Genomic DNA, 11,058 nt, shown 5'->3' with positions numbered 1-11,058 from the left:
GCCGAGGCAGACAGCGGACGCGAAGGACGCGGGCGTTACCGGACGAGGGCGTGCGAGGAGCGGGCGCCTGTTACGCCTCGCCGATACGCTCAGCCGTGCCGCTGCGGGCTGGCTGGACACGCCGTTCGGGGCGATCGTCGTGGCGCCCGAAGACCGGCGCTTGCTGGATCGATGCGGCTTCCTCGACGCCAACGCGCGCGCGCGTTTCTTCGCTGCGCGGATCGGCTGCGCATTGCTGCTGCCGCTGCTCGTGCTTGGGTTGTACGGCGGCGAACCTCGCCTTGCCATGTGGATGGTCGGCGCCTTCGGCTTCGGCTTCATGCTGCCGAAGTGGTTCGTGCGTCGCAGGGCGAAAGCGCGTCAGCGCTCGGTCGCCAGCGAGCTGCCGATGTTCGTCGATTTGCTGCGTTTGCTGCAGGGCGTCGGCCTGTCGCTCGATCAGAGCTTGCAAGTGATGATCAATGACTTCGCAACCGTGTTGCCCGTGCTCTCGAAGGAACTGGCGCTTGCCCACAGGCAGTTCAGCACCGGACGGACGCGCGAGCAGTCGCTCAGCCGGCTCGCGACCAGCTACGAAAGCGACGACCTGAATGCCGTGATGCGACTTGTGGTCCAGGTCGACAAACACGGCGGCGCCGTGCAGGAACCGCTGCGCCAGTTCGGCGACCGTTTGCGCGAATCGCGCCGCGCGACCTTGCGTGAACGGATCGGCGCACTGACCGTGAAGATGACCGGCGTGATGGTCGTGACCTTGCTGCCCGCGCTGTTGATCATGACGGCCGGTCCGGGGTTTATCGCAGTGTTCCATTCGCTGTCCGCGTTGCACCGATAGACGTTGAAGAGAGCAAAGCCATGAAACCGATCGCAATCGAAAGTCGCCTGCACGCTGTTGTCCTGGTGCTTGCCTGTACCGCCTTGGCGGCGCTGGGCGGCTGTGCGTCGAAGATGGAAAGCGGTTATGGCGTCGGCGTACAGGCGGAGCGTGAAGCCGCGCTACAGCAGTCGCAGCATAAACAGGACGCACCCGATACGCCCGGCATGTATCTCGCGCTGATCGACCGGATGCAGGCGCAGGGTTTGTTTTACGCGTCGCTTGCGCATATCGACGCGTACGAAAAGCAGTATGGCGCGACGCCCGACACGACGCTGCTGCGCGCCGATGCCTTGCGTCAGACCGGCCAGGCGCAGAGCAGCGCCGACGCTTACACGAAGTTGCTGAGTACGCCGCTAGTGGCGCGAGGATATCGCGGGCTCGGTTTGCTCGCAGGCGCTGCGGGCGAGTTCGCTAAGGCATCCGAAGCTTTCGATACCGCTTCGCGCCTGGAGCCGACCGACGCCCTCACGCTCTCCGATCTCGGTTACGCGCGTTTGCGTCTCGGCGATGTGACGGGCGCGCGCGTACCGCTGATGAAAGCGGCCGAGCTGGCGCAGGACAACCCGAAGATCCTGAGCAACGTCGCGCTGTTCCTGCTCGCCGACGGTCAGCCTGCCGCGGCGCAGGGGCTGATCGTGCAGCAGAAGTTTTCGCCGGAGGTGCAGCAGGCGATCCGCACGGATGCGCAGCGTGTCGCGGCGGCCGCGGCACAGGTCTCGCACGCGCGCGTCGCTGAGGTTGCGGCGGCGACGTCCGAGCGTGCGCGTGTTCCGGCAGCGCGCGCGCCACAGACGGTCCAGACCGTCGACTCGCTGCTCAACGCGCAATTGCCGTTGACCGAGACGTTCGATCGATCCGGCGCGATGTCGGCCAAACAACCGCAAGTGATTGCACGGTGAGGGGAAGAACCATGAACGAATATCGAACGATGCGGGGGAGGGGTGGTGTGACCGGTTTGGCGGCGGGATTGATCGTCGCGTTAGGGTCGATGGCACTTGCCGCGAGCGCGGCGGCACAGACGCAGACACAGACGCCACTGACGTCGCAGGCTGAACCGTTCGCGGTACAGGCGCAGGAGCAAGCGAAGGCGCCACCGCAGCCGGGGGTTCCGCTCAAGACAGTAGCCGTCACCCGTCATGTCACGCTGATCGGTGACGCCACGCTGTCGCTGCTTGCGTTGCAACGAAGCGGCCAGATGGCGGCACCGGCGCAGCCGATGCTCGGCGCGGAAGCGAGCGCCGCGTATGCGCGCTATCTGAAGTCCTTCAATCACCCGATTCCTGAGCATCTGGATTCGTCGGTGGGTACGGTCGGCGGCGGTGCAGGCGGTGGAGGTCAGAACTGATATGAACCGGCTGCCGACATCGCCGGGCAGGATGGCATCGCGTGGCCGTAAGGGCCAGCGCGGTGTGGCGAGCGTGTTGGCGGTGTTCTGGCTTCTGGTAGCGGTCGCGGCGCTTGCCGCTATCGATGTAGGTAACGTGTTTTATCAGCGTCGCGTATTGCAGAGCGTGGCGGACCTGGCGGCGAACGCGGGCGCACAGGTCGTCGACGATACCTGCTCGCGTGCCCCCGCCACGGCGATCGGCAGCGCGGGCGCAAATGGCTTCAGCACGTCGGTGGCAGGCAACACCATCACGACGTCATGCGGGCGCTTTGACCCGACGCTTTACGCAGCGCCTAGTTATTTTGCGGCGTCGGCTACGCCGAGTAACGCGGTGCAGGTGACGGTATCGCGGCAAGTTCCCTATTTCTTCCTGGGGGCAGGGCGCGTGGTCAGCGCGACGGGACTTGCTCAAGCGGTCAACGTGGGCGCGTTCACCATCGGCACGACGACGGCAAGCATCGACCCGACGGTCATTACCGGTCTGCTGAACGCGATGCTCGGGACCAATATCAGCTCGTTGCAGATCTCGGCGGTGGGTTACGCGGGTCTGGCGCAATCGCGTATCCAGGTGGGCGATCTTGTCGCGGCAGCGGGCGTGGGGACGGTCAGCCAATTGCTCGCGCTGAACCTCACGGCCGCGCAGATCGTGAGACTCATGCTGACCGCGTTGCAGACCACGCACGTGGCGAACGCGAATCTGTCGGTGGCACTCGATACTCTGCAGGCCGTCGTGAACGCAAATATTCCCGGTTCGCAGACCATTGCAATCGGTGCGGTGAACGGCGCAACGGGCCTGCTGCAAGTCGGATTCGCCGATACCCAGTCTGCGCTGAAAGCGACCATCAGCCCGTTCGATGCACTGTTTGTGGTTGCCGAAATCGCGCAGGCAGGCAAGTCCGCCGTGAGTCTATCGACGAACCTGAATCTTCTTGGGCTGGCGACCGCCTCGTTGCAATTGCAGGTGATCCAGCCGCCCGTGTTGGCTGTGGGCGAAGCAGGGAAGACGCCGGCGGGCGCATGGCGGACGCTCGCGCACACGGCACAGGTGCGGGCCTATCTGAGCATCAGCGTGGGTGGCGGGCTGTCGCTGCCGATCGTGTCGACGTTGTTGGGCGTCACGCCACTACTGAGCCTGCCGATCTCGCTTGAAGTCGCGCCCGGCACGGCCTGGTTGCAGTCCACCAAATGCGCCTCGACCGCGGCCGCAAGCAATAGCGTGGTCGGCGTGCAACCGGGTCTCGCCAACGTGTGTGTGGGCGATTGGCCGGTGAACATACCGGCGGCGTCAACCGCGTTCAGTTGCACACAGCCTGCAACGCTCGTCAACGTGCCAGTGCCGTTGATTCCGAGTCTATCGCTGCTGAAGATTACGACCTTGGCAGCGGTGCCTGCCGTCGTTCCCGCGGGCAGCGCATCGACGCTCACTTTCGACGGCATCGCGGGTAACGCGGACGACTACCAGAGCGTGAACTCGAACGCAGCGGGCCATGTGCTGAGTAACGCGCTTGCCGGGCTCGCCGCATCGATCTCGCAACCTAACGGTTTGACGGCATCTGTATTGGGTTTAGGGCTGTTGCTGCCACTTCAGACAGTCGTGGCCTGGGTGGTGAGTACGCTCGTGAGCGTACTCACACCGCTACTCAACGCGCTCGACCTGATCCTCGTGCCGGTGCTGCAACTCCTCGGCGCACAGATCGGCGTGAGCACGGTTCACGATATATCGCTGACGTGCGGCCAGTCGCAGCTTCAGTATTGAATGGATGACTGAACCCGCGACCCGCCGGCGCCGTTAACACGGTAACGAACGCAAGCCATGAGACTCGAGCAATGAGACCAACGACAAAAATCGACGACCTCGATATTTACGTGTGGGAAGGCAAGGCGGATATCGTCGAGCAGGTGGTGCGCTGCATGTCGAGTTTTGAAGTCGACGTGATCCGCGCCGACGGCATGTCGATTGCCGCCGGGCAGGACTCCCAGCGCCAGGCGATCGCCATTGTGAGCGTGAGCGTGATCGACACGGGCGCGTTCGCATTGCGTGATTGGGAAGCGCATCGCGGCATGCCGGTCATCTGGGTGGGCGCGGCGCCGCGTGAGCGCGACACAACCGTTTTCCCCACCGACTACTCGCATATCCTGCCACTCGATTTCACCGGTGCGGAATTGCGCCGGATGGTGGCCAAGCTCGCGCAACAACTACGCGCGCACGGCGAACAGGTCGAGGAATCGAGCGCACTGATCGCAAATGCCGAGTGCATGCAGGCGTTGCTGCGCGAAGTGACGACCTTCGCCGATTGCGACACCAGCGTGCTCGTGCACGGCGAAACCGGCGTAGGCAAGGAGCGCATTGCGCAGATGCTGCACGAGCATCACAAGCGGTATTCCGAAGGGCCGTTCGTGCCTGTCAATTGCGGCGCGATTCCCGATGGCCTGTTCGAATCGCTGTTCTTCGGTCACGCGAAAGGCTCGTTCACCGGTGCGGTGATCGCGCACAAAGGCTACTTCGAACAAGCCGACGGCGGCACGCTGTTTCTCGATGAAATCGGCGATATGCCGCTCTATCAGCAGGTCAAATTGTTGCGCGTGCTGGAAGACAGTGCGGTCACGCGGATCGGTTCGGCTACGCCGGTCAAGGTGGATTTCAGGCTGGTCGCCGCGACCAACAAGAGCCTGCCGCAACTCGTGAAGAACGGCGACTTTCGCGCGGATCTTTACTATCGGCTGGCCGTGATCGAGTTGAAGATTCCGTCGCTGGAGGAACGGGGCGCGCTCGACAAGATTGCGTTGTTCAAGTCGTTCATCGCGCAGGTGGTGGGGCAGGAGAAGCTTGCGAGCTTGCCCGAGTTGCCGTACTGGCTAGCCGATGCCGTCGCCGATAGCTATTTCCCCGGCAACGTGCGTGAGTTGCGCAATCTGGCGGAGCGCATAGGCGTGACAGTGCGACAAGTGGGATCGTGGGATACCGCGCGGCTGCAGCGCTTGCTTACGCTCGCCCGCACCTCGCAGCCGGTGCCGCCGGAACTGAGCGCGGAAGTGCTCGTCGATCGCAGCAAGTGGGACATGAACGAGCGCAACCGCGTACTGGCTGCGCTCGAGGCGAACGGCTGGCGGCGTCAGGATACGGCGAGTCATCTGGGTATCAGCCGCAAGGTGTTGTGGGAGAAGATGCGCAAGTTCCAGATCTTCGATGAAGAACCTGAAACGCGTGTAGCGGATTAGAACGTTGCGCATGGACCGCGGCAAGGCCAACGCTTTTGCCGCGGGAGTTCCCTCGCTTACGCCAGCGCCAGCGCCTGCGTCAGCGCAGCGAACGTGCGTTCGTCGGTGCGTTCGAAATGCAGCGGCGTCACCGACACCCGGCCTGACGCCACCACCGCCGTCTCGCTGTCGGCCGCGTTCTCCCGCGGACCACGCTGGAAACTCAGCCAGTGATATTGCAGGCCACGCGGATCGGTTTGCGGCAGGACGTCGATACCTTCCACCAGTCCTACGCCTTGACGCGTCGGTGTCAGCGGGCCTGCCAAAGCGGCGTCGATATCGGGGAAATTCACGTTGAGGCAGGTCGGCGCGTCGTGCGCGATGGCGAGGAGCGAGCGGATCACATTGGGCGCGAGTGCGCGCGCGGTGTCCCAGCGCACGTTGTCGCGGTCACTGAAGGTCTGGCTCAATGCAATGGATGGCAAACCGAGCAACAAGCCGGTCATGGCTGCACCGACGGTGCCGGAAAACATGGTCTCCACGCCGAGGTTGCCGCCGCGGTTGATCCCTGAGAGCACGAGCGTGGGCGGTGCGTCTTTCATCAGATGGCGCACGGCCATGACCACGCAGTCGCCGGGTGTGCCGAGCACGCCGAAGCGGTACTTGCTGTGCTGGCTTACGCGTAATGGCGAATGCAAACTGATGGAATGCGAGGTGCCGCTCTGGTCATGCTCGGGGGCGACGACCCACACTTCGTCCGCGAGTTCGGCGGCGACGGCTGCGAGTACGGCGAGGCCGGGTGCGTCAATGCCGTCGTCGTTGGTTAGCAGGACGCGCGCAAGTCTGGGCCGGGATGCGGGCATTGCAGAGGGCATTGCAAATCTCCTTTCGATTGGGGGAAACATCAGCCAATCGATTATTCCAGAGATTGTCGTGCGGGGTAACGCGGTAAATCGGCGATGTCGCGAACCGCGTTCGCGATCTGCGTGGCGATATCTACTCCGGGGTTTACTTAATGCCTAGCCCGCGCAGCACCGCATTACCGTCTTCGGTCAGCCGGAACTTGGCCTCACCCGGCGTGGGCGACACCATCTCGACGTAGCCGTATTCGCTCAGCGAGGCAACGTCCGGGGTAGCGGCCATCACGTCGATCGGCGCGTGCAGCAGCAACAGCAGCGTCGCGATTTCGTGGTGGCTCAGTAATCGTTTGATGGCCCGCACAGGAGCCGATGCGTTGCGGAGGTTCATGACGAACTCCTTTCGTTAAAACTTAGTCTGGATGTCGTGTAGCGGTTCGACCGCACCACGCGGCAGCGCATGAAGTGTCGATGAAGTTGGGGCAGGGTACCGATCAAGTCTTAGGCGAAACTTAAAACGCTCTGAAAGCCACGCATGAACCCGCCCTGAAAACATTCCGGCATTTGCCTAGAAACTGTAAGCAGGGTTCTTCGGGTTGAACGCGGCGTCGTCAAATGTTTTCGGGGCGATGTTCTGGAACACGATGCTTTCGAAAATCTTGCCGGCGTTGTCGAAGGATTCCGCCGTCCGGAAATAGGGCCGCCTCAGGTCCAGGCCCAGTATTTCTTTCTTGGCGTAGAAATCGGGCTGTCCAGGGGTTTCGTAAGTGAAGGCGACCACGCGCGCACCATCGATGGTTTTCACCTCGATGGCGTTGGCGCGCGTGACCCCGGCTTCGGCGAATTTCTTGCCTTCGGCCAGGAATTGCTGCGTGATGAATTCGGTACCGAGATCGCGCACTGAATGCCGCGATTGCGAGCGCGCGAGCGAACCGTCGAGTGACGTCCACATCGCCATGACATTCAGAAATCCGCCCAGATGTCCGTACATTTCGTCGGGACGCTCGGTCTCGTCGTAGAGAACTTCCTGGCCCGCGTGTGCACCGTCGGGCAACCATTTTGCATAGACCCGCAGCGGGTTGCGCGTCACGCGCACCAGCATGTGGTCGGCCCGATCCGGCCATCTGTCGTGGATGCGCTCACGCCGCAGCATAGTGAACTCGTACGACGGATAACCGTTGGGACCATTTTTCAAATAGCGCGGCAGCGCGAGCGGATCAAGCGATTTGAACAGCGACACGAGCGCGGCGTCGCTCATGTCGGCAAGCATGCCGCTCAGCGCGGCGTGGCTCAGCCAGCGGACCTGGGCATCGAGCGGGAGTGTGCCGACCTGCTCCGCGGGCGTCTTCGGCGGCGCGCTCGTTGCGCTGACGGAGAGCGCCGGACCTGCTGCTGACGTAGCGGCGGACGTGGGCAGCGCCACCGTGTCGGTGCTGACTGCTTCTTGTGCGCGCAAGGTGGCGGGCACGGCGATGGCTACCAGTGCAACAACGCCCAGCAGGTTCCTGACGCACGCAACTACGCGGATCCGCTTGTGGTTTTGGCGGCGCTGTCGTGCTCGATGCATGAAGTTCTCCGTGATCCGTTGGTTCTGCTTTGGCTGCTTTCGCGTCGCGCAGTTCACGGCCGAAATCTTTCCTTGTCTTAGAACGGATCACGGAGACCGGAAATTCCGGGGTGGGGCACTTTATCTTCAGGCGCGAATTGTCGACAAGACCTGCTCGGCTCGCGGGCCGCCGTCAGCGCTCGAGGATCGCCACGACGCCCTGTCCGCCCGCCGCGCAGATGGAGATCAGGCCGCGGCGCGTGCGGGTATCGCCGGGCGCCGGGGCGGGCTCTTGTGCGAGCATCTTGGCCAGCGTTCCCACGATCCGGCCGCCGGTCGCGGCGAACGGGTGCCCCGTAGCCAGCGACCCGCCGTTGATGTTCATGCGGGCTCGCTCGATTGACCCGAATGGGCTGTCCAGCCCGAGTTGCGTGCGGCAGTATTCCTCGTCTTCCCAGGCCGCGAGCGTGCACAGCACTTGCGCCGCGAATGCTTCGTGGATCTCGTAGAAATCGAAGTCCGGCAGGGCCAGTCCGGCGCGTTCGAGCAAACGCGGCACGGCGTAAGCGGGCGCCATCAGGAGGCCTTCTTTCTTGTCGAAGAAATCGACGGCCGCGCTCGCCGAGAGCGTGAGATAAGCGAGCACGGGCAGGTTGCGCGCGGCCGCCCATTCCTCCGATGCCAGCAAGACCGCCGAGGCCCCATCGGTGAGCGGCGTGGAATTGCCGGCCGTGAGCGTGCCGGCGTCGCGGTCGAAGACCGGTTTCAGCGCGGCGAGCCGCTCGGACGTGAGGTCCGGGCGCAGGATGTTGTCGCGTGAAAGACCTTTGTACGGCGTCATCAGGTCGTTGAAGAAACCGCGCTCATACGCGGCCGCCAGCTTGCGATGACTGTCGAGCGCAAGCTCGTCCTGCGCCTCGCGCGATATCTTCCAGCGCTTGGCCATCAGCTCGCAGTGTTCACCCATCGAAAGGCCGGTGCGGGGTTCGCTGTTACGCGGCAGCATGGGTTTGACCAACATGTCGGGCCGCAGCTTTACGAGCGCGCTCAAACGCTGCGCCGTGGATTTGCCGCGGTTCGCTTCGAGCAGGATCTTGCGCATCCGTTCGTTCACGCCGACAGGCGCGTCGGACGTCGTGTCCACGCCGCCTGCAATGCCCGCATCGATCTGTCCGAGTGCGATCTTGTTCGCGACCAGGATCGCGGTTTCAAGGCCTGTCCCGCACGCCTGGCTGACATCGTAGGCGGGCGTTTCCCGGGCGAGGGTCGTGGACAGCAACGCCTCGCGCGTGAGATTGAAGTCGCGTGAATGCTTGATCACCGCGCCCGCCGCGACTTCACCGAGACGCAGGCCATGCAGGTCATATCGATCGATCAGGCCCTGCAGCGTGAACGTCAGCATGTCCTGATTCGATGCCGTCGAATACGCCGTGTTGGAGCGCGCAAACGGAATCCGGTTACTGCCGAGGATCGCCACGCGACGCACGGCGGGAAGGGCGCTCACAGTCATGATGAGGTCTCGTCGAGGGATACGGCGGGCGCTTTGAGGCCGAGTTTGTCCAAGGCCTGAATCATGGGAATTCCCACTCGAATCGGCCGCGCAGATGCTGCCTTTCACCGGCGAGATCACGCACTTCGAAGTCGCGTGCCGTTGCCGATGAAGCCGCGGTCCACAGCGTGGTTTCGGCGGGCAGGAAAATGGGCGACTTGAAGTCACCGTGCACATGAGCGGCGCCGAGTTGCTTCGACGGTTGCAACGCCGCGAGCGTGCGTGCGAGCGTCCACATGCCGTGCGCGATCGCGCGCGGAAAACCGAACGCTTTCGCCGACAGTGCATGCAGGTGGATAGGGTTGAAGTCGCCGGATGCTTTTGCATAGTCGCGGCCGAGTTGCGCGGGAAGCTGCCAGCGTGCTTCGCGAAGCAGCACGGGCGGCGGGGTATCGGTGGCGGCAAGGGAAGCACCACTGCGGCTTGCGACACCGCGCTTCAGATACACACTGTCCGCGTCCCAGACCGCTTCGCCGCCGCGATAGATGCGCGTATGCAGCGTGAACGCCTGGCCTTTGTCGTGAGCCACGAGCGGACCGCTTTCCACCTCGATCCGCAGCGCCTGTCCTGCGTGCAGCGTGCGCCGCAAGTGCACGCTGTTCGACACATGCACGAGGCCGATGGCAGGCCACGGAAACGCGGGATCGGTGAGTAGCATCAGATGCAGGGGAAACGCCATCACGTGGGGAAACGTGACCGGCACGCCGTGCTCTGGGATAAAACCGCACACGCGCGCATAGCGGCCGATCTGTTCGGGATCGAGCGCGACGCTCGGGCGCACGAGGCGCAGCGGCGGTAATTCTGTGGCAACGCCCGCGCGCTTGAAAATGCCCTGCAGCGCACGGCCGTAGAGTTTTGCCCGGGGCGGCAAGGTTTCCAGGATCACCGTGCGCATGCGTGGCGAGCCTGAGGGAAGCAGCATGCTCATGGTCATGCTCCGATCAGGCTTTGTCCGCACACGCGCACCACGTTACCGGTGATACCGGCGCACGCCGGGCTGGCGAGCCACGCGATAGTCTCGGCCACATCCACGGGGTGGCCCCCCTGGCTCATCGAATTCATGCGTCGTCCGGCTTCGCGAAGCCCGAGCGGAATCCGCGCGGTCATCTGTGTTTCGATGAACCCCGGTGCGACCGCGTTAATCGTGATGCCGCGAGCGCGCAGTGGTTTCGCCATGCTCTGCACGCGGCCGATCACGCCGGCCTTCGACGTCGCGTAGTTGGTTTGGCCGAGGTTGCCCGCAATGCCGCTGATCGACGATACCCCGACGATCCGGCCGCCCTCATGCAGCACGTCCCGATCGAGCAGCAAGTCGTCGATACGTTCCTGCGCCGAGAGGTTCACGTCGATCACGCTGTCCCACGCGGCTTCGGTCATCTTCGCGATGGTCTTGTCGCGCGTAATGCCGGCGTTGTGCACGACGATATCGATACCGCCCATTGCCAGCAGCGCGGCCGCGATGGTCGCGGGCGCTTCAGGGGCGGCGATGTCCGCGACGAGCGCCGTGTGCGCCCCTTGCGACGGCCACGCGTCTTCAAGCGCGAGCATGGTCTGGTCGAGCGCGTCCTGCGCTTGAGAGACATCGAGCCCGATCACATGTGCGCCGCGTTCGGCCAGCACTTGCGCAATCGCCGCGCCGATACCCTG

11 protein-coding genes are annotated in these 11,058 nt (G+C 63.8%); 5 read left to right on the top strand and 6 right to left on the bottom strand.

From position 1 onward, the window contains the following. The 5 genes from EOS_RS41310 to EOS_RS41290 form a co-directional block, all read left to right on the top strand. On the top strand, positions 1–832 hold an 832-nt coding region (locus tag EOS_RS41310; protein WP_047898020.1), incomplete at its 5' end, for a type II secretion system F family protein. Between the two features lie 20 nt (positions 833–852). Next, positions 853–1,773 (top strand): tetratricopeptide repeat protein, encoded by a 921-nt coding sequence (locus EOS_RS41305; RefSeq protein WP_053064252.1) that lies wholly within the window; start codon positions 853–855, stop codon positions 1,771–1,773. Between the two features lie 11 nt (positions 1,774–1,784). Next, entirely contained in the window at positions 1,785–2,219 is a 435-nt protein-coding gene (locus EOS_RS41300; protein WP_075645495.1) for a DUF3613 domain-containing protein, read from the top strand. Position 2,220: 1 nt separating this feature from the next. Further along, positions 2,221–4,017 (top strand): TadG family pilus assembly protein, encoded by a 1,797-nt coding sequence (locus tag EOS_RS41295; RefSeq protein ID WP_047898019.1) that lies wholly within the window; start codon positions 2,221–2,223, stop codon positions 4,015–4,017. A gap of 71 nt (positions 4,018–4,088) precedes the next feature. Continuing rightward, positions 4,089–5,480, top strand: a complete 1,392-nt coding sequence (locus tag EOS_RS41290) for a sigma 54-interacting transcriptional regulator (protein ID WP_047898018.1) — start codon at positions 4,089–4,091, stop codon at positions 5,478–5,480. Between the two features lie 56 nt (positions 5,481–5,536). Here the strand turns inward: EOS_RS41290 and surE are convergent, their stop codons facing one another. The 6 genes from surE to EOS_RS41260 form a co-directional block, all read right to left on the bottom strand. Further along, positions 5,537–6,334 (bottom strand): 5'/3'-nucleotidase SurE, encoded by a 798-nt coding sequence (gene surE / locus EOS_RS41285; RefSeq protein WP_407639227.1) that lies wholly within the window; start codon positions 6,332–6,334, stop codon positions 5,537–5,539. 133 nt (positions 6,335–6,467) lie between these two features. Next, on the bottom strand, positions 6,468–6,707 hold the full coding sequence (locus EOS_RS41280) for a hypothetical protein (RefSeq protein WP_047898016.1): 240 nt from the start codon (positions 6,705–6,707) through the stop codon (positions 6,468–6,470). A 177-nt stretch (positions 6,708–6,884) separates the two neighbouring features. Then, complete coding sequence (locus tag EOS_RS41275) at positions 6,885–7,883, bottom strand: DUF1571 domain-containing protein (protein WP_082163730.1); 999 nt, start codon at positions 7,881–7,883, stop codon at positions 6,885–6,887. Between the two features lie 172 nt (positions 7,884–8,055). After that, positions 8,056–9,372: an acetyl-CoA C-acetyltransferase gene (locus EOS_RS41270; RefSeq protein ID WP_047898015.1), complete on the bottom strand. Its 1,317-nt coding sequence runs from the start codon at positions 9,370–9,372 to the stop codon at positions 8,056–8,058. Positions 9,373–9,433: 61 nt separating this feature from the next. After that, positions 9,434–10,339, bottom strand: coding sequence for a MaoC family dehydratase (locus EOS_RS41265; protein ID WP_047898014.1), 906 nt, complete (start codon positions 10,337–10,339; stop codon positions 9,434–9,436). A 2-nt stretch (positions 10,340–10,341) separates the two neighbouring features. Next, positions 10,342–11,058, bottom strand: a 717-nt coding sequence (locus EOS_RS41260) for an SDR family oxidoreductase (protein ID WP_047898013.1), incomplete at its 5' end; no start/stop codon positions are given.

The sequence above is a fragment of the Caballeronia mineralivorans PML1(12) genome (genome assembly GCF_001028175.1).
Lineage (GTDB): Bacteria > Pseudomonadota > Gammaproteobacteria > Burkholderiales > Burkholderiaceae > Caballeronia > Caballeronia mineralivorans.
The sequence above is the reverse complement of the archived record's forward strand: the minus strand, read 5'-3'. Positions and strand labels throughout refer to the sequence as shown.

Coding starts and splice junctions, on each gene's coding strand:
- surE (WP_407639227.1), bottom strand. CDS start 6,334: ATGCCCTCTGCAATGCCCGCATCCCGGCCCAGACTTGCGCGCGTCCTG.
- EOS_RS41290 (WP_047898018.1), top strand. CDS start 4,089: ATGAGACCAACGACAAAAATCGACGACCTCGATATTTACGTGTGGGAA.
- EOS_RS41265 (WP_047898014.1), bottom strand. CDS start 10,339: ATGAGCATGCTGCTTCCCTCAGGCTCGCCACGCATGCGCACGGTGATC.
- EOS_RS41275 (WP_082163730.1), bottom strand. CDS start 7,883: ATGCATCGAGCACGACAGCGCCGCCAAAACCACAAGCGGATCCGCGTA.
- EOS_RS41270 (WP_047898015.1), bottom strand. CDS start 9,372: ATGACTGTGAGCGCCCTTCCCGCCGTGCGTCGCGTGGCGATCCTCGGC.
- EOS_RS41300 (WP_075645495.1), top strand. CDS start 1,785: ATGAACGAATATCGAACGATGCGGGGGAGGGGTGGTGTGACCGGTTTG.
- EOS_RS41305 (WP_053064252.1), top strand. CDS start 853: ATGAAACCGATCGCAATCGAAAGTCGCCTGCACGCTGTTGTCCTGGTG.
- EOS_RS41295 (WP_047898019.1), top strand. CDS start 2,221: ATGAACCGGCTGCCGACATCGCCGGGCAGGATGGCATCGCGTGGCCGT.
- EOS_RS41280 (WP_047898016.1), bottom strand. CDS start 6,707: ATGAACCTCCGCAACGCATCGGCTCCTGTGCGGGCCATCAAACGATTA.